Annotated in this window: 20 protein-coding genes; 8 read left to right on the top strand and 12 right to left on the bottom strand. The window is 71.1% G+C overall.

What is annotated here, in order from left to right; genetic code table 11:
- Positions 1–78: 78 nt before the first annotated feature.
- Positions 79–2,244 carry a glucans biosynthesis glucosyltransferase MdoH gene (mdoH, locus tag BY998_RS12520; RefSeq protein WP_110351947.1) on the bottom strand — a complete coding sequence of 722 codons (2,166 nt, stop codon included), beginning with the start codon at positions 2,242–2,244 and terminating at the stop codon, positions 79–81.
- 23 nt (positions 2,245–2,267) lie between these two features.
- Positions 2,268–3,884 (bottom strand): glucan biosynthesis protein D, encoded by a 1,617-nt coding sequence (locus BY998_RS12515; RefSeq protein ID WP_110351946.1) that lies wholly within the window; start codon positions 3,882–3,884, stop codon positions 2,268–2,270.
- 423 nt (positions 3,885–4,307) lie between these two features.
- On the opposite strand from BY998_RS12515, the gene BY998_RS12510 reads away from it, so the two are divergent.
- Entirely contained in the window at positions 4,308–5,477 is a 1,170-nt protein-coding gene (locus tag BY998_RS12510) for a dimethylmenaquinone methyltransferase (RefSeq protein WP_110351945.1), read from the top strand.
- A gap of 25 nt (positions 5,478–5,502) precedes the next feature.
- On the opposite strand, the gene BY998_RS24740 is transcribed toward BY998_RS12510, so the two are convergent.
- On the bottom strand, positions 5,503–5,916 hold the full coding sequence (locus BY998_RS24740) for a hypothetical protein (protein ID WP_245421577.1): 414 nt from the start codon (positions 5,914–5,916) through the stop codon (positions 5,503–5,505).
- 135 nt (positions 5,917–6,051) lie between these two features.
- Here BY998_RS24740 and BY998_RS12500 point away from each other — a divergent pair, with 135 nt between their 5' ends.
- Both BY998_RS12500 and BY998_RS12495 read left to right on the top strand, forming a co-directional pair.
- Positions 6,052–6,288: a hypothetical protein gene (locus BY998_RS12500; RefSeq protein ID WP_146221774.1), complete on the top strand. Its 237-nt coding sequence runs from the start codon at positions 6,052–6,054 to the stop codon at positions 6,286–6,288.
- Between the two features lie 533 nt (positions 6,289–6,821).
- Positions 6,822–7,883 (top strand): LLM class flavin-dependent oxidoreductase, encoded by a 1,062-nt coding sequence (locus BY998_RS12495; protein ID WP_110351942.1) that lies wholly within the window; start codon positions 6,822–6,824, stop codon positions 7,881–7,883.
- Here BY998_RS12495 and BY998_RS12490 read toward each other — a convergent pair.
- Positions 7,872–8,078: a hypothetical protein gene (locus tag BY998_RS12490; RefSeq protein WP_110351941.1), complete on the bottom strand. Its 207-nt coding sequence runs from the start codon at positions 8,076–8,078 to the stop codon at positions 7,872–7,874. The genes BY998_RS12495 and BY998_RS12490 overlap by 12 nt on opposite strands.
- A 119-nt stretch (positions 8,079–8,197) precedes the next feature.
- Positions 8,198–9,547 carry an NCS2 family permease gene (locus tag BY998_RS12485; RefSeq protein WP_110351940.1) on the bottom strand — a complete coding sequence of 450 codons (1,350 nt, stop codon included), beginning with the start codon at positions 9,545–9,547 and terminating at the stop codon, positions 8,198–8,200.
- 293 nt (positions 9,548–9,840) lie between these two features.
- On the opposite strand from BY998_RS12485, the gene paoA reads away from it, so the two are divergent.
- Genes paoA through BY998_RS12470 form a run of 3 tightly spaced genes read left to right on the top strand, consistent with a single transcriptional unit; the run spans position 9,841 to position 13,730 of the window.
- Positions 9,841–10,491 carry an aldehyde dehydrogenase iron-sulfur subunit PaoA gene (gene paoA / locus BY998_RS12480; RefSeq protein WP_110351939.1) on the top strand — a complete coding sequence of 217 codons (651 nt, stop codon included), beginning with the start codon at positions 9,841–9,843 and terminating at the stop codon, positions 10,489–10,491.
- A gap of 13 nt (positions 10,492–10,504) precedes the next feature.
- Complete coding sequence (locus tag BY998_RS12475; protein ID WP_110351938.1) at positions 10,505–11,479, top strand: xanthine dehydrogenase family protein subunit M; 975 nt, start codon at positions 10,505–10,507, stop codon at positions 11,477–11,479.
- A gap of 13 nt (positions 11,480–11,492) precedes the next feature.
- Entirely contained in the window at positions 11,493–13,730 is a 2,238-nt protein-coding gene (locus tag BY998_RS12470; protein ID WP_110351937.1) for a xanthine dehydrogenase family protein molybdopterin-binding subunit, read from the top strand.
- A gap of 171 nt (positions 13,731–13,901) precedes the next feature.
- On the opposite strand, the gene BY998_RS12465 is transcribed toward BY998_RS12470, so the two are convergent.
- Genes BY998_RS12465 through BY998_RS24365 form a run of 3 tightly spaced genes read right to left on the bottom strand, consistent with a single transcriptional unit; the run spans position 13,902 to position 14,792 of the window.
- Entirely contained in the window at positions 13,902–14,399 is a 498-nt protein-coding gene (locus BY998_RS12465; protein WP_110351936.1) for a PIN domain-containing protein, read from the bottom strand.
- A complete protein-coding gene (locus BY998_RS12460) occupies positions 14,392–14,634 on the bottom strand; it encodes a type II toxin-antitoxin system Phd/YefM family antitoxin (protein WP_110351935.1) in 243 nt (80 codons plus the stop codon). The genes BY998_RS12465 and BY998_RS12460 overlap by 8 nt, the downstream gene beginning before the upstream one ends.
- On the bottom strand, positions 14,631–14,792 hold the full coding sequence (locus tag BY998_RS24365; protein WP_181425508.1) for a hypothetical protein: 162 nt from the start codon (positions 14,790–14,792) through the stop codon (positions 14,631–14,633). Before BY998_RS24365 ends, BY998_RS12460 begins: the two co-directional genes overlap by 4 nt.
- A gap of 73 nt (positions 14,793–14,865) precedes the next feature.
- On the opposite strand from BY998_RS24365, the gene BY998_RS12455 reads away from it, so the two are divergent.
- Complete coding sequence (locus BY998_RS12455) at positions 14,866–15,693, top strand: FAD binding domain-containing protein (RefSeq protein ID WP_110351934.1); 828 nt, start codon at positions 14,866–14,868, stop codon at positions 15,691–15,693.
- On the top strand, positions 15,690–18,431 hold the full coding sequence (locus BY998_RS12450; protein WP_110351933.1) for a molybdopterin-dependent oxidoreductase: 2,742 nt from the start codon (positions 15,690–15,692) through the stop codon (positions 18,429–18,431). The genes BY998_RS12455 and BY998_RS12450 overlap by 4 nt, the downstream gene beginning before the upstream one ends.
- Before the next feature lie 123 nt (positions 18,432–18,554).
- Here BY998_RS12450 and BY998_RS12445 read toward each other — a convergent pair whose 3' ends face one another.
- From BY998_RS12445 to BY998_RS12430, 4 genes are all read right to left on the bottom strand, one after another.
- On the bottom strand, positions 18,555–19,814 hold the full coding sequence (locus BY998_RS12445; RefSeq protein WP_110351932.1) for an SfnB family sulfur acquisition oxidoreductase: 1,260 nt from the start codon (positions 19,812–19,814) through the stop codon (positions 18,555–18,557).
- A 182-nt stretch (positions 19,815–19,996) separates the two neighbouring features.
- A complete protein-coding gene (gene sfnG, locus BY998_RS12440; RefSeq protein ID WP_110352027.1) occupies positions 19,997–21,109 on the bottom strand; it encodes a dimethylsulfone monooxygenase SfnG in 1,113 nt (370 codons plus the stop codon).
- A 285-nt stretch (positions 21,110–21,394) separates the two neighbouring features.
- Positions 21,395–23,812 (bottom strand): penicillin-binding protein 1A, encoded by a 2,418-nt coding sequence (locus BY998_RS12435; RefSeq protein ID WP_110351931.1) that lies wholly within the window; start codon positions 23,810–23,812, stop codon positions 21,395–21,397.
- 173 nt (positions 23,813–23,985) lie between these two features.
- Positions 23,986–25,269, bottom strand: coding sequence for an N-acetylmuramoyl-L-alanine amidase (locus BY998_RS12430; RefSeq protein WP_110351930.1), 1,284 nt, complete (start codon positions 25,267–25,269; stop codon positions 23,986–23,988).
- Between the last annotated feature and the right edge of the window lie 65 nt (positions 25,270–25,334).

Genomic DNA, 25,334 nt, shown 5'->3' with positions numbered 1-25,334 from the left:
GCCCCGCGGGGATGGGCGTCAACGCTCGCGGCACTTCCCGCCGGACACACCCGCGGATGGTGCCGGGGTTCGTAGGGCTCAGGCCGCGCGCAGGCGGGTGAGCTGGTCGAGAAGGGCGCGGTCGTGGAGGAGCGCGAAGCGCTCCTTGGGGCCGAGCCAGGCCTGCGCCTCCGGAAGGGTCTCGGCCTCCACGATCTTGGCACGCGCCAGCGCGTGGTCGGGGTCGATCTGTCCGCGGGGATGGGGCGTGTGCGGGGGCAGCATCGCCGCGTGGGCCTGGGCCAGCGCGGCATCGGCCTGGAGGGCCTGGAGCGCGTCCGCGTCGTCGAAGCCGCGGGCGGCGTTGCGGCGGGCGAGTTCGCCCGCGCGCAGGGCGATGGCCGGCGGAGCCTGCTCCTCGGGGGTCACCAGCAGGCCGCGCGCCTTCAGGGCGAGGCCCAGCGCGAGCTGGCCGCTCGCCCAGGAGAGCGGGATCGCCAGCACGAGGCCGAGGATCGTCGGCGACATCCAGAGGAACAGGGAGGTGGCGATGGCGAACGCCGCGATGCCCGTGACGATCCCGAGTCCCGTGTGCCAGCGGTGGCGGCGCACGATGTCGGAGAAGGGAATCGAGCCGTCGTCGCGCCGCTGCGGGTTCCAGCCGGTGTCGCGCCCGGCCAGGATCTGGAAGACCGAGCCCGATTGCACCACCATCGCGATCGGCGCGATCAGCGCCGAGAGCAGGATCTCGATGAGGAAGGACAGCGTCAGCCGCCCGGCCCCACCGCAGGCCCGGCGCGTCCCGGAATCGAGAAGCGCGAGGACGAGTCCCAGAAACTTCGGGGCGAGCAGGATGCCCATGGTGAGCGCGAAGAGCTGGAGCGCGCGCACGGGATCGAAGCGCGGCCAGACCGGGTAGAGGCCGAACTCGGCGGAAAAGTATTCCGGGCGCACCCAGGCGGTCTGGAGCACGATGATGATGCCGATCACGAGCTGGGCGAGCCAGAGCGGCGAGGCGACGTAGCCGGCGATGCCCGTGGCGAAGTGCTGGCGCGAGGCCGCCGCCAGACCCGCCGCGCCGATGACGCGGGCGTGCTGGAGGTTGCCCTGCGCCCAGCGCCGGTCGCGCACGGCCAGATCGATCAGCGAGGGCGGGCTCTCCTCGTAGGAGCCCTCCAAGTGCGGCAGCATGGTCACGCCCCAGCCGGCGCGCCGGATCAGCGCCGCCTCGACGAAGTCGTGGCTGAGGATGTGGCCGCCGAAGGGCGGGCGGCCCTTGAGATCCGGCAGGCCGGCGGCCTCGGCGAAGGCCTGCATCCGGATGATGGCGTTGTGGCCCCAGTAATTGCCGTCGCGGCCCGACCAGACCGAGAGGCCGGTGGCGATCACCGGCCCGTAGATGCGCGCGGCGAATTGCTGGAGTCGGGCGAACAGGGTGTTGCGGTTGATGATGAGCGGCAGGCTCTGGACGATGCCGGCGCTCGGATCGGCCTCCATGGCGGCGGCGAGGCGCACGATGCAGGTGCCGGTGAGCAGGCTGTCGGCGTCGAGCACCAGCATGTGGTCGTAAGCTGCGCCCCAGCCGGTGACGAAGTCGGCGATGTTGCCGGCCTTGCGGTGGTGGTTCTTTGCGCGGTGCCGGTAGTGGAGGCGGGCATGCGGCCCGAGCTCCTCGCGCAGGCGGAGGAAGGCGCGCTCCTCGGCGATCCAGGCGTCGGCCTGCGTGGAATCGGAGAGCACGAACCAGTCGAAGTGGCGCCCGAGGCCCGTCGCCTCGACGGCCTCGTGCATCGCCTGGAGCCCGGCGAAGACCCGGGCGCTGCCCTCGTTGTAGACCGGCATGACGATGGCGGTGCGCCCGGTCAGCGTGGCCGGGAGCGGCGTTTCGCGCCCGCCCCGGACCAGGGCGGCAAAGCCCAGGAGCGCGGCGGTGAAGGCGAGCGCGATCCAGGAGAAGTTCAGCACGAACAGCACGAGCAGCACGTACTGGAGCCAGGTGGCGCCGCCGGAGACCGAGATCACTTCGTACATCTGCCACGCGCCGTAGGCGGTGAGCGCGGCCGCCCCCCCGAACACGAACAGGCGCGCGGCGAGCGGCCCCCCGCCCCCGCGGCGGGTCGCGGGCATGGCCCGGCGCAGGTCCTGCACCGGCATGGCGAGCGGCGCCCGCGGCGGCATGGCAGGGGAGACCGGTCCGGGGCGCTCCGGGGCACCCGGTTCCGCCGCCGGGGCGGGGCGCGGATCGATCTCGGCGGTGTCGGTCATCGGCGCTCCGGAGGGCGAAGGAGTCACGGCGTCCAGCGGTACAGCCACGTTTCCGTGATCTGCCGCCCCCCGGTCTTAAGGGCAAGGCGCAGCTCGGAGGCCTTCTCGCTGCCCGGATCGAGCTCGAAGGCGACGCGCACGGTGCGGGCCTGGGGCTTGGCGATCCAGCGGGTCGCGCCCTCCACGATCCGGCCCGGGCTCGCGATCAGCACGGTGTCGAGGGGCACCAGCGCGCCCTCAGGCGTGAACAGGGCGTCGCCCGTGAAATCGACGAGGAACAGGCGGCGGGGATTGGCCGTGCCGCGCCCGCTGCGGGTGGAGGAGACCCGGGCGTAGGGCCCGGGCGCGGGCTCCCGGCCCCAGTTCTGGCGGTAGTCGAGGCGGATCTCCTGGCCCGCGGGCAGGCTCGCCTTGGGGCGCCAGTAGGCGATGACGTTCTCGTTGACCTCGGCGTCGCTCGGGATTTCCAGGAGGGTGACGGCGCCCTCCCCCCACAGGCCCTCGGCGCCCGCGGATGCGCCCGGCTCGATCCAGAGCGAGGGGCAGCGCTCCCAGCGCCGGAGGTCGTCCTCGAAGGTCGCGGGCGAGAGGTCGCGCTGGATCAGGCCGAAGCCCTGGGGATGGTTGTCGATGAAGCTCGAGATCTGGAGCGTCTCGGGGTTGCGCACCGGGCGCCAGATCGTCTCGCCGCCGCCGTTGCGGATCTGCAGCCCGCCCGCGGCGTAGGCCGCGGCGCGGGCGTCGTCGGCGCCGCGCCGGTCGTGCGGGCCGAACAGGAACGGCGCCTGCATGCCGCTCAGGCCCAGGTGATCGATTGCCTTGCGGGTGACCAGGGTCGCGGTGATCGCCGCCGTCGAGGTCTCGCCGGGGCGCAGTTCCATGCGCAGGCTCGCGGCGAGCGAGTCGGAATCGATCAGGGCGTGGACCACGAGGGGACCGCCGGGCTCGCGCGGGCGCTCCACGAACAGGGCGCGCCAGCGGGGGAATTCCTCGCCGCGCGGATCGGCCGGGCGCAGCATCAGCGCGCGGCCGTCGACGCCGAATTCCTGGCCCTGCCCGACCAGCCGGAAGAAGCAGGCACCCTGGATGATCGCGAAATCCTGGTGGTTTTCGCCGAAGCGGGCGCGGATGCGGATGCCGGAGAAGCCCGGCTCGCGGGCGGTCTCGGGCAGCGCCGCCTCGGCCGCCTCGGAGCCGCCCTCGTAGCTCGCCCGGTCGTAGGCGACGGGGCGCACCACCCCGTCCTCGACGAGGAACAGCGCCACCCGGTCGGTGTAGTAGAAGCCGCGCAGCAGAGGCTCGACGGCGAAGCCGTGCGGCTCGCCGCCCCAGATCAGGCTGCCCGGGCGGATGCGGATCGCCTCGTACTGCTCCCGCGACAGGTTCTTCAGCGCGTCCGGCACGTCGTTGGTGGGCAGCGCCGCGAACGGGCGGTTGCCGAGCGCCCGGGCGAGGTCGGGCACGGTGGCGTCGGAGAAGGGCGAGCCGGCCGCGGGCAGGGCCGGCGCGGGCTGCTGGGCGAGCGCGCCTCCCGGCAGCACGGACAGGGCGGCCCCGGCCGCGGCGCCCCGGATCAGGGCGCGCCGGTTGAGGCTCCCCTCACCCGCATCGCGGTTCGAAAGATCGGTCGGATGCGTCATGCCCTCGCCGGTACTCGTCCCTGGAACGGTTTCAGATACGATCTCAACGCCTGAACCGGGCGTTAAGGTTGCCGGTTTGCCCGGCCTTCACGGTCGTTCCACCCGCGTCTCCGGGTCGGTGCGGGGGGCGCGCTCCCTCACGCCTCCCCTGACGGCCCCGGCGGCGCCGAACGCCCGTGGACGTTCCGCACCCGGCCGGCGTAAGAGGGGCGCGCAGATCGTTCGAGCGCCCACGTGCCTTTTTTGGCCCCGATGGCGCCGCGGGCATTTTGCGAGGAACCTCCCGCCGGGTCTTCGATCCGAACGGCCGCCGTCTCGCGACCCGTCGCGGGCGGGCATGCCCTCCCATCGCCGCGCGAGCGGCGACCCGCCGTCTCGCGTCCCGCGCGTCTCCTGTCCAGCCCCGAGCCGACATTCCTGCCGATGATTCTCACGCAGATCACCCATCACGACCTCGACGGCTACGGCGCCTCGACCGTGGCCGCCGCCTTCGCGCCCGTGTCGCGGGTCGTGCACGTCGCCCGCTATTCCGATGTCGGCCCGGTGGTGGAGGACGAGCTGAAGCGCCTGCGCGCGGTCGCCGCGCCCGAGACGCTGCTGATGACCGATCTCGGGCTGGAGGAGCCGACCATCGCCTTCCTGCGCCGCTTCGCCACGATGAATCGCGGCCGGGCCGAGGATGCGCGCCACCGCCTGGTCGTGCTCGACCACCATGCCTCCTCGATCGACCAGCTGCGGCGCCAGAACCTGGAGGTCGCCGCCGACCCGGAGCGCGAGGGGCTGCTGCGGGCGGATCTGGCGGACCCGGAGGTGTTCGTGCTCATCGACGAGGCGCATTGCGCCACGCGGATGACGCACGACCAGCGCGCCCTCTACGCGCCCGAGGCCGCCTCCCCCGGCGAGAGCGCGGCGGCCGACCTCGCCACCCTGATCGAGGCGATCGAGGCGCTCGACCTCTGGAAGAAGGGCGAGCCGGCCTTCGCGGGCGGCCTCGCCCTGGACGAGATGTTCTGGGACAGCGTGAGTACGCTGGTGCCGGCGAGCCACCCCTGGCACGACCGCTTCGTCTCCGACCTGCTCCTGGCCGCCGCCGGCCGCTTGCGGACGGGCGCCACGCCGGCCGAGCTGGAGCGCCGCTCGGGCGAACTCCGCGCCGGCCTCGTCGATGCCCTGCTCGCGGACGAGCCCGGCGACGACAGGACCCTCACCGCGCGCCAGCGCCTCGCCCGGGCGCTCGCCCGCTCCGACGCGCTGTTCCACCGCCTCTCGGACGGCACGCTGCTCTCCTTCGGCCTCGATTCCGGCACCTTCCAGCGGGTCTCCGATCAGGTGATGGAGGCGGGCCGGGCCAAGCGGGTGGTCAACGTGCAGCGGGCGGGCACGCTCTCCTTCCGCTCCATCGACGGCACGGCGCTCGACGGCGCCCGCGCCTTTCGCGGCGGCGGCCACCGGGACGCGGCCGGCGGCAAGCTGCCCCAGGGCAGCGCCCATTCCCGCGAGGACGCGGTGGCCCAGGTCGAGCCGGTGCTCAACCCCCCGCCCCCCGACCCCTCCGCCAGTCCCTTCGCCGCGCTGAAGAACTGGAAGGGCTGAGGCGTCGCCGTCCGCGCGGCGCCCGTCAGATCCCTAAATCGAAGGGCAGGTCGAACAGCGTCGAGTGATCGACGTAGCTGACCCTGAGGGTGTGGTGGCGGGCGCCCTCGGGGAGGGTGTCGGTTTCGCGCAAGCTGCGGATCATCTCGCGGGCCGCGCGGAAGGCCATGCCGCAATCAGGGCAGTCGCGCGTTTCCGCCGGGCCGATGCTTCGGCCGTTCCGGCACAGCTCGAAATGGAAGAGAGGCATCCAGCGCCGGTCTCCGAGGAGAGGTCGGCCCCGCTCGTGCAAGCCTTGCGCCGCGACGGCCAGAGCAACGCCCGCGTGCGGGTGCGTATCCGATTCCGGCGCGAGGCGACGGTCGCGGTCCCGGCAGATAGAAGACGAAAGGACGGATGGCAGGACGATCCTGTGCCTGAGCGCGGGATAGATGAGCAACGCGACAAGACGAGCTGGTATTCTGGCATCAATCTAAGAATTCGTGGTCGAAAACTTCAGCTTACAGACTGAACATCTCTCTCACGCGACGGTTTTGCTTCCATCCTCACGATGGAGAAGCGGATGCGAATCTCGATGATCGTTGCGGCCGTTCTGGCGGCTTCGCTGGCAGGCCCGGCCCTGGCGCAGGGCGGCTCCACGGGCACCTCCGCGACACCGGAGAACAGCGCCTCGCCCGCCCGGGAAGCCGACAAGATGAAATCCGGCGACAAGGCCGGCTCGGCGCCCAACTCCTCCAATCCCGGCGCCAGCGCCGGCTCGGACGGCAACCAGACGCAGGACTCGCGCACCACGAAGACCAAGGAGCGCTGAGCGCCCCGCGACGCGAAAAAGGCCCGTCGGCTCTCGCCGACGGGCCTTTTCTGCAGGGGCCACACTCTCGCGCGCGATCTGGGAGCTTCTGCCCCGCCCTCGGAGCGGCGGGGGAACTCGACCGGACGCAGCGTCTCTAGAGAGCCACTATCCCTGCCGGTTCTAGTTGGGTGGCGTGTCCTGGTCCGCTTCGGCGGTACGCGTGGGGGAGACGGAAATGCCGTGATGTCTCATGGCCGACCTCCTTTCTCAGGACGGCGCCGTGAAGCGCCATGAGCACAGGCTAGGACGGCTTCCCCCCGCCGCGCAAGCCCCTTCTTTCTCCGGCTCAGAAATCTTCGGTGCCCGCGCCTTCGGCCCCGCCCGGCCTTCGTCCGGGGCGCCTGCGCGTCTCGTGCCGGCCCCTTGCCGGCTCCCCTGCTGACCCTTGCGGGACGGCGCCCCGCACACGATCTCGCGGCTGGGAGGGGGAGTTCAGACCGGGCGCCGGCGACGGCGCGAGAGAAGGTGCGCCTCCACGGCGCAGCGCGACCATGTCCTCCTCCCTGCCTCCCCTCTCCGTCCTCGATCTCGCCCCCGTTCCCGAGGGCGCCACACCGGGTCAGGCGCTCGCCAACAGCCTCGATCTCGCCCGGCACGCGGAAGGCCTCGGCTACCGGCGGTTCTGGCTCGCCGAGCACCACAACATGACCGGCATCGCCAGCGCCGCCACCGCGGTGGTGATCGCCCACATCGCCGCGGGCACGCGGCGCATCCGGCTCGGCGCGGGCGGCATCATGCTGCCCAACCACGCGCCGCTGGTGATCGCCGAGCAGTTCGGCACGCTGGACGCCCTTCATCCCGGCCGGATCGATCTCGGCCTCGGCCGGGCGCCGGGGACGGACGGGCCGACCTTGCGGGCACTGCGCCGCGACTACGAATCGGCCGAGCGCTTCCCCCAGGACGTGCTGGAGCTTCAGGCCCTGCTCGGGCCGGTGCAGGCGGGCCAAAGGGTGCAGGCGGTGCCCGGCGCGGGCTCGCGGGTTCCGCTCTGGATCCTGGGTTCGAGCTTGTTCGGGGCGGAACTCGCCGGCATGCTCGGCCTGCCCTACACCTTCGCCTCCCACTTCGCCCCCGACGCGCTGCTGCCGGCGCTGGCGGCCTACCGCGCCCGCTTCCGCCCTTCCGAGCAGCTTCAGAAGCCCTACGCCATGGTCGGCATCAACGTCGTGGCGGCGGAGACGGATGCGCAGGCGCGCCGGCTGTTCACCACGCCGCAGCAGCAATTCGCCCGGCTGGTGCGCGGCACCCGCGGCCTCCTGCCCCCACCCATCGACGACATCGAGAGTGCGTGGAGCCCGGCGGAGAAGGCCCAGGCCTCGCGGATGCTGGCGCGCTCGCTCGTAGGTTCGCGGGAGACGATCCGCGCCGGTCTCGAGGCGCTGGCGGCGGAGACCGGCGCCGACGAGGTGATGGTGGCGAGCGCACTGCACGACCACGGGGCGCGGCGCGCCTCCTACGCGATCCTCGCCGAGGCGCATGGCGGCCTCGGGGACGCGGCGGCGGAGGGGTCAGCGGCGGAGCTCTCGGCGGCGGCGGAGCTCTCAGCGGCTTGAGCGCGGTGCCTCCGCCTTGCGCGGGGCGGGTGGAGATTCCGGGGGCGGGCGCAGCTGGCTGGAATGACGCAAGGCCGGCGCCGGGGCCTCGGCTGCGGCGACAGGGCTCTCGTCGTCCGTCACGCGGGCCAGGGCGATACCGAGCGCGAAGCCGCACAGGCCGAGGAGGATCGCGATGGCGGTGCGCTTGAACATGGCCCGACCCGTCCGGACGCGGGGCTCGTCGAAGCGGATAGCCTGCGGCGGATTCGTTGACGGATCCTACTGCGGTGGGCGCAAATCTTCTTTTCGTCCCCTGCCGAGTCTGGCTTCGATCAGTGCGCCCCGCCGGTCTCGACGAACTTGAACAGGAACACGGCGGCGATCACCCACACCACCGGCTTCACCTCGCGGCCGCGGCCGGTCAGGGCTTTGAGCACCGCGTAGGTGATGAAGCCGAAGGCGACGCCGTTGGCGATGGAGTAGGTGAAGGGCATCAGGAGCGCGGTGACGCAGGCCGGGATCACCTCGGTGACGTCGTCCCAGTCCAGCGCGGTCAGCTCCCGCAGCATCAGGCAAGCGACGTAGAACAGGGCCGGCGCCGTGGCGTAGGCCGGCACCGAGCCGGCCAGCGGCGCGAAGAACAGGCAGCCCAGGAACAGCACGGCGACGGTGGCGGCGGTGAGTCCGGTGCGCCCGCCCTCCTCCACCCCGGCGGCGCTCTCGAGATAGGCGGTGGCGCTCGAAGTGCCCAGCAGCGAGCCGGTGAAGATCGCCACGGAATCGGCCATCAGCGCCCGGTCGAGCCGGGGCGCGCGGCCCGTCTCCGGCAGGAGCCCGGCGCGGTTGGCCACCGCCATCAGCGTGCCGGTGGCGTCGAACAACTCGACCAGGAACAGCACGAGGATGACGTTGAGGAGCCCCCCGGTGAGCGCGCCGGGGATGTCGAGGGCGAACAAGGTCGGCAGGATCGAGGGCGGGGCCGAGACGATCCCCTGGAAGGCGTTGCCGGCGAAGGCGAAGCTCAGGCCCGTGACCGTCAGGATGGTGAGGAGCAGCGCCGCCCGCACCCGCCGCGCCGAGAGCACCGCCACCATCAGGAAGCCGAGAGCGGCCAGCACCGTGCCGGGCTGGCGCAGGTCGCCGAGCGTCACGAAGGTGGCGGGGCTGGCCGCCACCACGCCGGCGTTCTTGAGGGCGATGATCGCCAGGAACAGACCGATGCCGACGGTGAGCGCGATGCGCATGGAGCGGGGGATGCCCGCCACGATGATCGCGCGCAGGCCGGTCAGGGTCACGACGAGAAAGCAGAGGCCGGAGATGAACACCGCCCCGAGCGCCGCCTGCCAGGTGTAGCCCATGCCCTGGACGACGACGTAGGCGAAGTAGGCGTTGAGCCCCATCCCCGGGGCGAGCGCCACCGGCCAGTTCGCGGCGAGCGCCATCACCCCCGAGCCGAGCGCCGCGATGAGGCAGGTCGCCACGAAGACCGAGCCCTTCGGCATGCCGGCATCGGCCAGGATGCTCGGATTGACGAAGACGATGTAGGCCATGGTGAGGAAGGTGGTCAGCCCGGCGAGCAGCTCCGTGCGGACGGTGGTGCCGTGCGCCTCCAGCGCGAAGAGGCGCTCCAGCAGGGGTTTCCGGGACGGCTCCGCGGGGGCCGGGTCGCGCTTCATGTCCATCGCCTCACCGACCTCTTCGGATGTCCGAAAGGGTTCCGCCCGCGTGATGGGGCGCTAGCAGCTTCTTCCGGGGGAGGTCGCGCTCCCGGATCGCTTCGGCTTCGCCTCGCGACGACGGACCGAACCGGAGACCGTCCCATCCTACACGCATGATCCGTTCCGCTGCGCCATAGGGGCGCGGGGGCCATCCGGATCAACCTCAACGCCTCTCGCGTTCGCCTGACAGTTTTCGATCCATTCCAGACTGGCCGCGCCCCGCGCGGCCGGTCCGGATGCGCGGGACGGCAGGCTTGATGAGCGACCATTCGACGAGAGACCGACGCTTCGACCCGACGCGCCGCACGGTGATGGGCACTTGCGCCGCCCTGGCGACGCTCGGCTCCTCCCTTCAGGGCCGGGCGCAGGCCGCCCCGGCGGCGGTCGATCCGCAGCCGCAGACCATGCCGGTTTCGCTCGAGATCAACGGGCAGCGGCACGCCCTCACCCTCGACACCCGCACGACGCTGCTCGACGCCCTGCGCGAGCATCTCGACCTCACCGGCTCGAAGAAGGGCTGCGATCACGGCCAGTGCGGCGCCTGCACGGTGCTGGTCAACGGCCGGCGGATCAATTCCTGCCTCAGCCTCGCCGTGATGCACGAGGGCGACAGCGTCACCACCATCGAGGGGCTGGCCCAGGGTGAGACCCTGCACCCGCTCCAGGCCGCCTTCCTGCACCATGACGGCTACCAGTGCGGCTACTGCACGCCGGGCCAGATCTGCTCGGCGGCCGGCATGCTTTCGGAGGTCGAGGCAGGCTGGCCGAGCCACGTCACCGACGACCTGACGCAGAAGGCCTCGCTCACGGACATAGAGATCCGTGAGCGGATGAGCGGCAACATCTGCCGCTGCTCGGCCTATCCCAACATCGTCGCGGCGATCCGCGACGCCAGCTCCAAGATCTGAGGAGGCGAACCCCATGAAGGCTTTCGCCTATGAGCGTCCCGCCACGGTTCAGGACGCGGCGCGCCTTGCCGCCGAGCGGCCCGGCGCCCGCTTCATCGCCGGTGGCACCAACCTGCTCGACCTGATGAAGCTTCAGATCGAGACGCCCGCCACCCTGATCGACGTCAACCGCCTGCCGCTGGCCGAGGTCACCGACACGAAGGATGGCGGCCTGCGCATCGGCGCGCTGGTGCGCAATTCCGACCTCGCTGCGCATCCGCGGGTACGGAAGGACTACGCGGTGCTGGGCAAGGCCCTGCTCGCGGGCGCCTCGGGTCAGCTGCGCAACAAGGCGACGACCGCCGGCAACCTGCTGCAGCGGACCCGCTGCTACTACTTCTACGACACGACCAAACCCTGCAACAAACGCGAGCCGGGCTCGGGCTGCGCGGCCATCGGCGGGTTCAACCGGATCATGGCGGTGCTGGGCGCGAGCGAGTCCTGCATCGCCACCAACCCCTCCGACATGAACGTGGCGATGCGCGTCCTCGACGCGACGGTGGAGACCGTGGATCCGAAGGGCGCCACGCGAACGATCCCGATCGCCGAGTTCCATCGCCTGCCCGGCGACACGCCGCAGATCGAGACCAACCTCGAGCCCGGCGAACTCATCACCGCCGTGACGCTGCCGAAGCCCATCGAGGGCGTGCATCTCTACCGCAAGGTCCGCGACCGGGCCTCCTACGCCTTCGCCACGGTGTCGGTGGCCGCCATCATCGCCAAGGGCGAGGGCAACCGGCCGAGACTGGCCAAGCTCGCCTTCGGTGGGCTGGCGCACAAGCCCTGGCGGGTCGAGGCGGCCGAGGCCGCGCTGGTCGAGACCGGCTCGGCCGATGCCGCGTCCGATCGGGTGCTGGAGGGTGCCCGCGGCCAGGGCTCGAACGACTTCAAGATCCCGCTCACCCGCCGGACGCTGCGCGCCACCGTCACCGACGCCCTGCGAGCCTGAGGACAATCCCGCTATGGACATGAACCAGCCGATCGGCGCGACGCCCCTCGACGGCAAGGCGGAGGGGCTCGTCGGCCGCCCCATCGACCGCATCGACGGGCGCCTCAAGGTCACGGGCCGTGCGCCCTACGCCTACGAAACCCGCGACCTCAAGAACCCTGCCTACGGCTTCCTCGTCGAGGCCGGCATCGCGAAGGGCCGCATCCGCAGCCTCGACGTCTCCGCGGCCAAGCGCGCGCCGGGCGTCCTTCTCGTCATGACCCACGAGAACGTGCCGGAGCAGGGCGAGAAGAAGGAGCAGGTCTACCCCCAATTGCAGGGCACCGAGATCCGCTTCCACGGCCAGCCCATCGCCTTCGTGGTGGCGCAAAGCTTCGAGCAGGCCCGCGCGGCGGCAGCCCTCGTGAAGGCCGAGTACCACGTCGAGAAACCCGAGGCCTCGCTGAAGGCGGCCCGGCCCACGGCCGTCGAGCCGAAACCGGCGCAGACGCCGCCTGATTCCAAGCTCGGCGACTTCGACGGCGCCTTCGCCGGCGCTCCGGTCAAGCTCGACGTGGAATACACCACGCCGGTGCAGATCCACGCGCAGATGGAGCCGCACGCCACCATCGCCTCCTGGGAGGCGGGACCGGACGGTGAGCGCGTCACGCTGTTCACCGCCAACCAGATGCTCAACCGCGGCCAGACCTCGCTCGCCTCAGTCTTGAAGCTCAAGCCCGAGAACGTCCGGCTCGTCTCGCACTATATCGGCGGCGGCTTCGGCTCGAAGCTCCAGCCGCAGCCCGAGGCGATTCTCTCCGCGCTCGCCTCGAAGAGCCTCAAGCGCCCGGTCAAGGTCGCGTTGACCCGCCAGCAGGAATTCCACGTCGCGACCCACCGCACGGACACGATCCAGCGCATTCGCCTGGGCGCCGACGAGAACGGCCGGCTGACCGCGATCGCCCATGAATCCTGGTCGGCGACCGCGCCGGGCGACGTGTTCTACGAGACCTCGGCCGTCGTCACCCGCTCGCTCTACGCGGCGCAGAACCGCCTGACCCGGCACCGGCTCGCCAACCTCAACGTGCCGATCGCCTCCGCCATGCGGGCGCCGGGCGAGGCGGTCGGCCAGCTCGCCTTCGAATGCGCCATGGACGAGTTGGCCGAGCAGCTGAAGATCGACCCGATCGAGCTGCGCATCCGCAACGAGCCGGAGCAGGACCCGGAGAAGAAGGTGCCCTTCTCCACCCGCCAGCTCGTCGCCTGCATGCGGGAGGGCGCCCGGCGCTTCGGCTGGGACAAGCGCGGGGCGACCGGCGCGACGCGGGACGGGCAATGGCTCGTCGGCATGGGCATGGCGGCGGCCTCGCGGCTCAACCCGCTGATGCCCTCGCAGGCCGGCGTGCGGCTCAACCCCGACGGTACGCTGACCGTGCGGATGGCGATGACCGATATCGGCACCGGCACCTACACCATCCTGGCCCAGATCGCGGGCGAGATGATGGGCTTGCCGATCGAGCGCATCCGCGTCGAGATCGGCGACACCGCCTATCCGAAGGCCGCCGGCTCCGGCGGTTCGTTCGGCGCGGGCTCGGCCGGCTCGGCGCTGTACGTCGCCTGCGACAACCTCCGCCAGTCGCTGCTGCAATCGGCCGGCATGACGCCCGAGGGCGCCGTGTTCTCGGAAGGGCGCGTCACTTCCGGCAACCGCTCGGAGGCGCTGACGGATCTGGCCGGAGCGCAGGGCGTCGAGGCCAAGGGCGAGATCAAGCCCGGCGCGATGAAGGAGCAGTACTCGCAGCACTCCTTCGGCGCGCATTTCGCCGAGGTCGGCGTGGATATCGACACCGGCGAGATCCGGTTGCGGCGGATGCTCGGCGTGTTCACCGGCGGGCGCATCCTCAATCAGAAGACCGCCCGCTCGCAAGCACTCGGCGGCATGATCTTCGGCATCGGCGCGGCGCTGATGGAGGCCGCCGAGACCGATACCCGCTACGGCTACTTCGTGAACCACGATCTGGCCGAGTACCATGTGCCGGCCCATGCCGACGTGCCGGCCATCGACGCGGTGTTCCTGCCCGAACTCGACGACAAGGCGAACCCGCTCAAGAGCAAGGGCTTGGGCGAGGTCAGCATCTGCGGCGCCGGGGCGGCTCTGGCGAACGCCGTCTACAACGCCACGGGCCTGCGCATCCGCGACTACCCGCTCACCCTCGACAAGGTGCTCGACGGCTGGACCGAGCGGGAGGGCGCGGCCCAGCGCCGGACCTGAGGTCTTCCCGAATGGAGGCACCCGGATTGCGGATCGCGGTCCGGGTGTCCACCGCGGAGCGATCGGTTTCGCCGAACCTTCCCTTGCCCGGTCCCGGCCGGAACGAAGTCCTCGTCCATGTCCCGTTTTCCGGCCCAGACCTGACCGGAATTCGCCGCTCTGGTCGCTCCGTCACGGGGACGACTGTTCGTCGGCCCCCTCCTCCCACGTCGCCGGATCGAACGGATCGACCAACGCAACCCCGGAAGCCCTGAAGTCCCCGAGGTTGCGCGTCGCCACCCCGAACCCATGGACGAGGGCGGTCGCCAGGATCGCCTTGTCGCCGTCCCGCAGCGAGGGAAAGTCGACCGAGACGTCCGCCCACTTTTCCGCGACATCCGCGTCGATGGCCACGATGCGGTCGGCGTACCGTCCGCGGAGCGTCTCGTACCAAGCCATCTTGGCGGCGAGAATCGGCTCGTCTCGCCTTCTGACCCGTATGTCTCGCGTGGCCTCGAGCTTCCGCTTTTTCAGGATCAGCCCACGCCGCATCTCCGCGATGGTCACTGCACTGATACGAATGAGCGCGGCATTCTCCATCAGCCAGCGGACCTCGGGCGCCTTCTCGTCCGAAGACTTCCTGGAGAGGACGTTCGTGTCGATGAGATAGCCCCTCGGCGGCTCAGCCACCGGACGACAGGCTCATACCCAGGCCGGAATCGAAATCGTCCTCGCTCAGAGGCGATGACAGCAGGAAACGCGCGAATTGCGCGTCGGCCTGCGCCTTCAACGCCCGATAATGCTCCGGCGAGAGCACGATGCCGACGCATTCCGAGTGACGCATGACGGCCTGCGGCTCGGACGAGGCCGCCTCGACGAGCTTGGCGAAATTCTGCTTTGCCTCGGCGGCCTGCCACGTCTTCATCGTAAGCTCCCACCTTCGACATGATAGATCTTGGACATAATGTCCAGAATTGTCGGCAGCAAGGCATGGGCGGCGTGGCGGTATTCGGCGCCTGTCACACGGATTGTGTCGGCGATGATCGGGTTGGTGGCGATTGCATCAAAGGGGATCAGTGCCACCCTTGCCCACCCCCGGCCCCGCTGGCAGGCTCCTTGCTGAGACCTCGGGACGAGGGGCGCCGGCGGAAGGGCGATGGATCTCAACACGGTCGATGCGGTCCTCCGGCCCGGCGCGCGCGCCGAACTGCCCTCCTGGCGGCCGGGCGATGCGTGGCTCGGCGGCGGCACCTGGCTGTTCTCCGAGCCGCAACCCGCCCTGAATCGGCTGATCGACCTCGCCGGCCTCGGCTGGCCGCCGCTGACGGCGACGGAGGACGGCCTCACGATCGCCGCCACCTGCACCCTCGCCGGGCTCGATCGCTTCGAGCCGCCCGCCGCCTGGAGCGCGACGGGACTGATCGGCCCGTGCTGCCGGGCCCTGCTCGGCTCGTTCAAGATCGGCAACGTCGCCACCGTCGGCGGCAACCTCTGCCTCGCGCTGCCCGCCGGGCCGATGATCGCGCTCACCGCCGCCCTGGATGGGGTCTGCACCCTCTGGACGCCCGAGGGCGGCGAGCGGCGCCTCGGCGTCCTCGACTTCGTGGAGGGACCGCAGGAGACGGCCCTGCGCCCGGGCGAGGTTCTTCGAAGTATCACTCTCCCCGTACAGGCCCTGACCCGCCGCGCGGCATTCCGGCGGGTGTCGCTCACGCCGGGCGGGCGCTCGGGCGCGCTCGTCATCGGCACGCTCGACGCGGGCGGCGCCTTCGCGCTGACCGTCACGGCCTCCGTCCGCCGACCGCTGCGGATCGCCTTTCCGGCCCTGCCGGACGACGGCGCGCTGCGCGCCGCCCTCGACGACCACATCCCCGAGGACGCGATCTACGACGACGTGCACGGCGCGCCGGCCTGGCGCCGCCACATGACGCGGGAGCTCTCCCGCGCGATCCGCGGCGAACTCGCCGGGGAGAGCACTCCGTGAGGCTCACCGTCAACGGCCTGACCCAGGAGGCGGCGGCCCGGCCGGGCCAGTGCCTGCGCACGCTGTTGCGCGATCTCGGCTGGTTCGGGGTCAAGAAGGGCTGCGATGCGGGCGATTGCGGCGCCTGCACCGTCTATCTCGACGGCGAACCGATCCATTCCTGCCTCATGCCCGCCTTCCGGGCGGAGGGGCGCAGCGTCACCACCATCGAGGGTCTGTCCGGCCCCTGCGCGCCCGGAGAGGGCGTGCCGGCGCAATTCCATCCGATGCAGGCGGCGTTCCTTGCCGCGCAGGGCTTCCAGTGCGGCTTCTGCACACCCGGCATGATCATGACCGCGGCCGCCCTCGACCCGAGCCGGCGGCGGGATCTCGGGACGGCGCTGAAAGGCAATCTCTGCCGCTGCACCGGCTACCGGGCGATCCGCGACGCGGTGGCCGGGGTCACCCATGTCGATGCGGGGGCCGAGGGCGATCCGGTCGGCCGCAACCTGCCGGCACCGGCCGCCGCCGAGACCGTGAGCGGGCGCGCCCGCTTCACCTTCGACACGGCGGTGGAGGGCCTGCTCCACCTCAAGGTGCTGCGCTCGCCCCACCCGCATGCGCGCATCGTCGCCATCGACCGGGCGGCGGCGCTCGCCCTGCCCGGCGTGGTGGCGGTGTTCACCCATGCCGACGTGCCGGGCCGCCGCTTCTCCACCGGCCGCCACGAGGACCCGCGGGACGACGCCGCCGACACGCTGATCCTCGATTCCGTCGTCCGTTTCGTCGGCCAGCGGGTGGCGGCGGTGGTGGCCGAGAGCGAGGCGGCGGCGGAAGCCGGCTGCGCCGCGCTCGCCGTCACCTACGCGGTTCGGCCCGCCGTCACCGACCCGGATCTGGCGCTCGGCCCGGGCGCGCCCCTCGTCCATGACAGCGCCGACCGGCCCGGCGCGGACGCACCCCCGCTCCACGTCCATCCGAACCTCGCCGCGGAGGTCCACGGCGAGGTCGGCGACGTGGCCGCAGGCCTCGCGCAGGCCGACCACGTCTACGAGGGCGTGTACCATTCGCAACGGGTGCAGCACGTCCATCTGGAGACCCATGGCTGCCTCGGCCAGATCGACGCGGACGGGCGCCTGAGCGTACGCAGCTCCACGCAGGTACCCTTCCTGACCCGCGACGCGCTCTGCACCCTGTTCGATCTGCCCCGCGACTGGGTGCGGGTCTCCTGCGGCCGGGTCGGCGGCGGCTTCGGCGGTAAGCAGGAGATGCTGACCGAGGATCTCGTGGCGCTGGCCGTGCTGCGGCTCGGCCGCCCGGTGAAGTGGGAGCTGACCCGCCAGGAGCAGTTCATCGGCACCACCACCCGCCATCCCATGCGGGTCCGGGTGCGGCTCGGCGCCACCCGCGACGGGCGGCTGACGGCGATGGCGCTGGACGTGCTCTCGAACACCGGCGCCTACGGCAACCATGCCGGCGGGGTGATCCATCACGGCTGCAACGAGGTGCTGGCCGCCTATACCTGCCCGAACAAGCGGGTCGACGGCTACGCCGTCTACACCCACACCCTGCCGGCCGGGGCGTTTCGCGGCTACGGCCTGAGCCAGACCGTTTTCGCCATGGAATCCGCCCTCGACGAACTGGGGCGGATGGTAGGCCTCGACCCGTACGAACTGCGCCGCCGCAACGCGATCCGGCCGGGCGAGCCGATGGTCTCCAACAGCCTGGAGCCGCACGACGTCGCGATCGGTTCCTACGGCCTCGACCAGTGCCTCGATGGCGTGGAGGCGGCGATGAAGGCCGATGCGGGGCAAGCCCCGCCGGGGCCGGACTGGCGGGTCGGCACCGGCATGGCCATGGCGATGATCGACACGATCCCGCCCCGTGGCCACGTCTCCGACGCCCGCCTTCTCCTGGAGCCCGACGGCACCTACACCGGGCGCGTCGGCACCGCGGAGTTCGGCAACGGCACCGCGACGGTCCACCGCCAGATCGCCGCGAGCGCGCTCGGCGCCGCGCCGGAGCGGGTGCGGATCGTCGGTGCCGACACGGATCACGTCGCGCACGATACCGGCGCCTACGGCAGCACCGGCACGGTGGTCGGCGGTCAGGCCGTGTTGAGGGCGGCGCAGGCCCTCGCGCAGGCGATCCTCTCCGCGGCCGCCGCGCGGATGGGCGCCGACCCGGCCGCCTGCCGGCTCGCGGCGGATCGGGTCGAGACCCCCGCCGGGCCGGTGCCGCTCGCGGATCTCGGGCCGATCGCCGCGGAGGGCCGGGCCGAGGGCAGCCCGCGCTCGGTCTCCTTCAACGTCCAGGCGTTTCGCGTGGCCGTCCATCCACGCAGCGGCGCGATCCGCATCCTCAGAAGCGTCCACGCGGCGGATGCGGGCACCGTGATCAACCCGATGCAGTGCCGCGGCCAGATCGAGGGCGGCGTCGCCCAGGCGCTCGGCGCCGCGCTCCACGAGGAGGTGATCGTGGATGGCGACGGCCGCGTGGTCACGCAATCCTTGCGCGGCTACCCCATCCCGGCCTGCGCCGACGTGCCGGAGACCGAGGTGCTGTTCGCCGACACCCACGATCAGGTCGGGCCGCTCGGCGCCAAGTCGATGAGCGAGGCCCCCTTCAACCCGGTCGCCGCCGCGTTGGCCAACGCCATCCGCGACGCCACCGGCGCCCGGCTCACCGCCACGCCCTTCCGGCCGGACCGGATCTTTGGAGCGGTGATGGCAGCTTTGGGGGAAGATGCTTGCGCGTGAGGCGCCGAGCCTTCCCCACCGTCCGGGCAAGGTTGCCGGCGCGTGCGGGCCGCGCCGCACTGCCGCTTTCCGTCCTGCCGCTGGATTGCTTCGGCTTCGCCTCGCAAGGACGGAGAGGATGTCTCAGCTCCAGGCGTGGAGCGGCGGGTTCACCCCGTTGAGGGCGTGGTTGCCGATGATCGCGTATTTCCAGCGCACGGGGTCGTGAAGGGTGTGGGTCCGGGCGTTGCGCCAGTGGCGGTCGAGGTTGTGCTCGGCCAGCGTCGAGCGGGTGCCGGAGAGTTCGAACAGGGTGTTGGCGGCCGCCAGCGCGGTCTCGGTGGTCAGCACCTTGGCCTCGGCGACCGCGATCTGGGCCGCGGCCACGCTCTCGGCCGTCGGGTTCGCCACCGCCGCGTCGATGGCCAGCCCCGCCCGGTCGAGCAGCGCTTCCGCCGCGTGCTGGCGGATCGTCAGGTCGCCGATGGCGCGGATGGTGTAGGGGTCGTCGGAGGCGCGCGCCTGCCCGCTGTCGATCCAGGGGCGGGCCTTCTCGCGCACGAAGTCGATGGTGTCGGCCAGCGCCTCGCGGCCGATCCCGGCATCGACGGCGGCCTGGATGATCTGGAAGATGGCGGCGTCCGCCCGCGGCGCCTCGTAGGCGCGGTAGCCCGGCACGAGATGGCTCTTTTCGACCCGCACGTCCTCGATGAGGACGGTGCCGCTCGCCGTGCCCCGCTGCCCGAAGGCCGACCAGTCGTCGATCACGGTGAGCCCGGCCGCGTCGCGCCCGGCGATGGCGTACCAGGCGCGGCCCTGCTCATCGAGGGCGACGACCGGCACGAGATGGGCGAGGAGCGCGCCCGAGGAATAGAACTTCTGCCCCCGCACGATGACGTGGTCGCCGTGATCGGTGAAGCGGGTCTCGAACTCGGCGGCGCGCCGGGTGCCGCGCTCCGAGAAGGCGTTGCCGAAGCGGGTGCCCTTCAGGACTTGCCCGAACAGAAGCGCCTGCTGCTCGGGGTCCGAGACGGTGCGGATCGCCGCGACGATGCCGAGATGGTTCTGCGCGATCTGCGCGATGGAGGGATCGGCCGCGGCGATGATCGCGATCACCTGCGCCAGCGTCCTGTAGGAGACCTCCGGCCCGCCATGGGCCCGCGGCACGTTGATCGACCAGAGGCCGCTCTGGGAGAAGGCGTCGAGTTCGGCGAGCGGGCGGGCGTTGGTGCGGTCGCGCTCGGACGCGCCCTGGCGGAATTCCTCTGCCAGTTCGTGGGCGATGCGGATCGCCTCGGCGTCGTCGCGGACGACGTGGGCCGGGGTCGCGGGGCGCGCAGGCCCCGGCACGCCCTGCGGCCGGCTGCCAGCCTCGGCCGTGGTGGGAATGACGGCGATGGTCATGGGCGGTCTCCGAAGGAAGGGGATCGGAAGGAATCGATCCCACCCTTCCCCCTCATCCCGAGGCGGCGGCGCGAAGCGGCGCCCTCGAAGGATCCTCCAGGGATCGCGCGGGATCCGGAGGATCCTTCGAGGCTGCTGCGCCGCACCTCAGGATGAGGATGCGGGTGGGGCGGGCGTGAAGGTCAGGCCGCCTCGGCCCGGCGCTCGCGGGCAGCCTCCAGCGCGCGCACCCGCGGGATCACCTGCTCGCCGAAAGACTGCACCTCCTCCTGGAAGTGCAGGAAGGCGAGCAGCGCGAGATCCGCGCCGGCATCCTTGAGGGCGAGGATGCGCTCGGCGATCTGGTCCGGCGTGCCGATCAGCCCCGTCTTGAAGCCGTCATTGTACTGCACGAGATCCTCGAAGCTGGACTTTGCCCAGTTGCCCTCGCCTTCGGGCGAAGCCTTGCCGGCGTTCTTCACCTCGTGGCCGAAGGCCTTCACCGCGTCCGGATCGGCGTTCTCGATGATCTCCTGAAGGACGGCGCGGGCCTCCTCCTCCGTCTCGCGGGCGATGACGAAGGCGTTGACGCCGACCTTCACGGAATGGCCGTTCGCCTGCGCCTTGGCGCGCAGATCCTCGACCTGCGTCCGCACGCCGTCGGGCGTGTTGCCGTTGGTGAAGTACCAATCGGAGACGCGGGCGGCCATGTCGCGGGCGGCGCGCGAGGAGCCGCCCTGGAAGATCTCCGGCAGGTTGGGCCCCGGCTTCGGCTTCAGGGTGTAGTTCGTGTAGCGGTAGAAATCGCCGCGGAAGCTGAAGGCGTCCTGCGTCCAGATTCCGCGCAAGGACCGGATGAACTCCTCCGAGCGGCGGTAGCGCTCGTCGTGGTCGAGCCAGGGCTCGCCGATCGCCCTGAACTCGCCGGAGAACCAGCCCGAGACGATGTTGACCGCGATCCGCCCCTCCGTGAGCCCGGAGATCGTGGCGATCTGCTTGGCCGCGAGCGTCGGGTTCCAGGGGCCGGGCAGGATCGCGGCGATCACCGTCAGCCGGGTCGTGGCGGCGGCCAGCGCGTGGCTGAAGGCGACCGATTCATGCTGGTACTCGGCGCCGTAGCCGGCGGTGAAGCGGATCTGGGTCAGCGCGTAGTCGAAGCCCGCCGCCTCGGCGATCTGTGCGAGCTTGCGGTTATAATCCGCGTCCCAGCTCGTGCGCTGCTCGATCTTGCTGATGACGAGGCCGCCCGAGACGTTGGGCACCCAGTAGGCGAAGCGGATCGGCTCGGGCGAGGCAGGTTCGGTCCGGACAGGCATGGCGGCGCGTCGCTCGTCTTCGAGGAAGGTGATCTGAAGCAATCGGCGATCATTCTCAGTCTTGCTGCGATGTCGCCTTGGCGTTTCAAATCATCGCCGCGAAAAGATCCTTCGTCAAAGGAATGATCGGGCGTTTTTTCAGTCTGAAAGAAAACGCCCTTCTTCAGGGTGCGGCCGCCGCCGAAGATCGGTGTCGTTGGATACGATCCACCAAGCCAGGGCCTCGAAACGAAAAGAGCCGCCCGGGTGGGGGCGGCTCCGTTTCGATGGGTCGGGTCGGTTCCGTCAGTAGACCCCGCCGGCCTGGGCGGCGGCGCCGGCATCCGGCGGCACAGCCGCGGGGGCGGCCGGGGCGACGTAGGCGTCCGGCGGGGCGGTGCCGGGCTTGAACGCCTCCAGGATGGTGCCGCCGCCCTCGCCCGAGCCGGCGCGGGTGCCGGACGCGACGTTGACGCGGATCAGCTTGATCCCCGGCGGCACGCGGAAGGGCGTCGGCGGCTTGTCCTTGAGTGCGACCTTCAGGAAGTCGAGGGCGATGGGCGCGGCCAGCCCGCCGCCGGTCGCCCGGTCGCCCAGCGAGCGCGGCTTGTCGAAGCCGAGATAGACGCCGACCGCGAGATCGGGGGAGAAGCCCACGAACCACGCATCCTTGGCGTCGTTGGTGGTGCCGGTCTTGCCGGCCAGCGGCTTGCCGACCTGCTTGAGGATCGTCGCGGTGCCGCGCTGGACCACGCCCTCCATGATCGAGACCATCTGGTAGGCGGTCAGCGGGTCGAGCACCTGCTCGGATTCGTCCACGAGCTTGGGCTCGTCCTGGCCCGACCACTTCTCCGCGTCGCAGCCGACGCATTTGCGGTTGTCGTGCCGGTAGATCGTCTCGCCGACCCGGTCCTGGATGCGGTCGATCAGGGTCGGGCGGATGCGCCTGCCCCCGTTGGCGAGCATCGAGTAGGCGGTGACCATGCGCATCACCGTGGTCTCGCCGGCACCGAGCGACATCGGCAGCACGGGGAGCAGGTCGTCGTAGACGCCGAAGCGGCGGGAATACTCGGCGATCAGCGGCATGCCGATGTCCTTGGCGAGCCGCACCGTCATCAGGTTCTTCGAGTGCTCGATGCCGTAGCGCAGGGTGTGCGGGCCGCCGGCCTTGCCGTCGTAGTTCGAGGGCGACCACGCCTCCTGGCCGGGGCCGGCCTCGATGGTGATCGGCGAATCCTGCACCACCGAGGAGGGGGTGTAGCCGTTGTCGAGCGCCGCCGAGTAGACGATCGGCTTGAACGACGAGCCGGGCTGGCGCATCGCCTGCGTGGCGCGGTTGAACTCGGATTCCTCGTAGGAGAAGCCGCCGACCATGGCGTGGACGCGGCCCGTATAGGGGTCCATCGCGACGATGGCGCCCGACACCTCGGGCTTCTGGCGCAGGCGGTAGGTGCCCTTACCGGCGTCGATCGCCTCGACATAGACCACGTCGCCGGGCTTGACCGCGGTGGCGACGGCGCGGCCGGTCCACTTCACGCCCTCGGCGGTGATCGAGCCGGTCTCGCGGTCCTTCGAGACGGTGCCGGAGGCCTCGCGCCGGGGCTGGAGGCCGATCTGCGCCACGCCGCCATTGGTGTTCAGCACCACCGCGAGCCGCCAGGGGGCGATATCGCCCAGCGCCGGCATCTCGGAGACGGCGAGGCCCCAGTCGCGGCCGGTGAGATCGACCTTGTGCTCGGCCCCGCGCCAGCCGCGGGCCTGATCGTAGCGCACGAGCCCGTCGATGAGGGACTTGCGGGCCCAGGCCTGCATCTTCGGATCGAGGGTGGCGCGCACGGAGAGGCCGCCCTCGTAGAGCTTGGTCTGGCCGTAGCGCTCGGAGATCTCGCGGCGGACCTCTTCCGTGAAGTAGTTGGCGTTGGCCGCGTTCGGGAAGGCGACGCGCGGGTTGACGCCGAGCGGCAGCTTCTTGGCCTCCGTGCCCTCCTCGGCGGTGATGTAGCCGTTCTGGGCCATCAGGCCGATGATCTCGTTGCGCCGCGAGAGCGCCGCCTGGGTCTTGCGGTAGGGGTGGTAGTTGTTCGGGCCCTTCGGCAGGGCGGCGAGATAGGCCGCCTCGTTGATGGTCAACTCGTGGACCGATTTGCCGAAGTAATCCAACGCCGCCGCGGCGACCCCGTGCAGGTTGCGCCCCGGGACGATGGTGCCCAGAAAAATCTCGTTGAGGTAGAGTTCGAGGATCTTGTCCTTCGAATAGGCCGCCTCGATCCGCAGGGCGATCAGCGCCTCCTTGATCTTGCGGTCGTAGGTCTGCTCGTTGGAGAGCAGGAAGTTCTTGGCGACCTGCTGCGTGATCGTCGAGGCGCCCTGCTTCTTGCCGGACTGGGCGTTGGTGAGGATCGCGCGCACGATGCCTTCGGGATCGATGCCGCCGTGCTTGTAGAAGTTCTTGTCCTCCGCCGAGAGGAAGGCGGCGACCACGATCTTGGGCATCGCCTGGATCGGCAGGTAGAGGCGCCGCTCGTGGGCGTACTCGGCCAGCAGCGAGCCGTCGGAGGCGTGGACGCGGGTCATCACCGGCGGCTCGTAATTGGCGAGCGCGGCGTGGTCCGGCAGGTCCTGGCTGTACTTCCAGTAGAAGAACGCGCCGACCGCGGCGGCGATGCAGAACACCACCGCACCGGCCGAGAACAGGAAGGCGAAGAATCGCAGGATGAAACGCATCCGGGGTCCGTTCCGTCGCTCGTCCGCTGCGCACCGATGGGCTCGGCAGGGAGCCTTATCGGCAAGAAGCCACCGCGGCGAGGGCTTGCCGAGGGCTCCGGTGAGGCCCCGCGCGGCCGCGCTTTTCGTTCAAGCGGACGGGGGGCTCGTCGAGCCCCGTATCGACACCGGCTCTATGGTGAAACTGGGGCGATGGCCGCGGCCTTGCGCGGCGGGACCGGCGCGGGGCGGGAGAGGGTGGCGCGGCCGGAGAAGAACAGGTCCACGGCCTTGGCCATCGATCCGGTCACCCGCATGCGCCATTCCTCCGATTGCAGCTTCTCCAGATCGCTCTTGCTCGACAGGTAGCCGAGTTCGATCAGCACGGAGGGCACGTCGGGGGAGCGCAGCACCTTGAAGCCCGCCTCGCGGTGAGGCTTGGCACTCATCTCCATCACCGGCGAGAGCTGGCCCATCAGGCGGCCCGCGAAGCCCGTCGAGAAGCCGCGGGTCTCGCGCAAGGTAAGTTCCTGGAGGATGTCGGCCACATCCGCCGGGGCCTCGCCCGAATCCGTGCCGGCGGCGGCGTCGGCCCGGTTCTCGCGCTCGGCCAGCCGGGCCGATTCGCCGTCGGTCGCCTTCTCGGAGCCCGTGTAGATCGTGGCGCCCTTCACCTGCGGCGCGGCGGAGATCGAGTCGGCGTGGATCGAGACGAACAGGTCGGCCTTGGCGTCGCGGGCGATGCGCACGCGCTCGGCCAGCGGCACGAACACGTCCCGGTCGCGGGTCAGCAGCAGGCGGTAGCGGCCGGTCTGCTCCAGGCGCTCGGCGAAGGACTGGGCGAAGCCGAACACGATGTCCTTCTCGAACACCCCCGTGGCGGCGATCGCCCCCGGATCGGTGCCCCCGTGCCCGGCATCGATGACGATGAGCGGGCGCGTGTCGGCGCTCTCGCGGGCGGGCGCCGCCTTGGCCGTCGAAGGGCTCGGATCACCCGCCACCGCCGCCTTGCGGAAGGTGTCGCGATCGACCTTGCGGAAGGGGATGGAGAGCAGCACCGCGCCCTCGCGGGTCGTCGTCGTCTCGATGGCGCCGACCACGGCGGGGCCGGCGAGATCGACCACGATGCGCGAGCGGCCCGGCGCGAACAGCCCGTAGCGGAACGAGGCGATCAACTCCCCCCGCGCCGTCTCGCGCTTGCGCCCGGACTCGCGGCCCATCTCCTGAGGGATCTGGAAATTGACCTCGGGCAGGTCGATCACCGCCCGGTCGGGCCGCTCCATCAGGAAGGCGCGGGCTTCGACCGCCTTGGACAGGGTGAGAGTGAGCCGCGTCGTGCCGTCCCGCGCCGCGACCTCGGCGGCGATCGCCACCGCGGCCCCGTCCTGGGCCGGCGCGGGGGCCGCGGGCAGCATCGCGCCACCCGCGAGAACGAGGGCGACGTATCCGGTACGGAGCAGGCGGGCGCGTGGCTGCATCGGTCGGCCGAGTTTCCGGGAGCCTCCGATACGGGATACGAGCGGGATGGTTAACCGTTCCTCAC

This window comes from Methylobacterium sp. B4 (assembly GCF_003201865.1).
In the GTDB taxonomy this organism is placed as follows: Bacteria; Pseudomonadota; Alphaproteobacteria; order Rhizobiales; family Beijerinckiaceae; genus Methylobacterium.
Note: the sequence above shows the minus strand (reverse complement) of the source record. Positions and strands in the feature narration are given on the sequence as shown.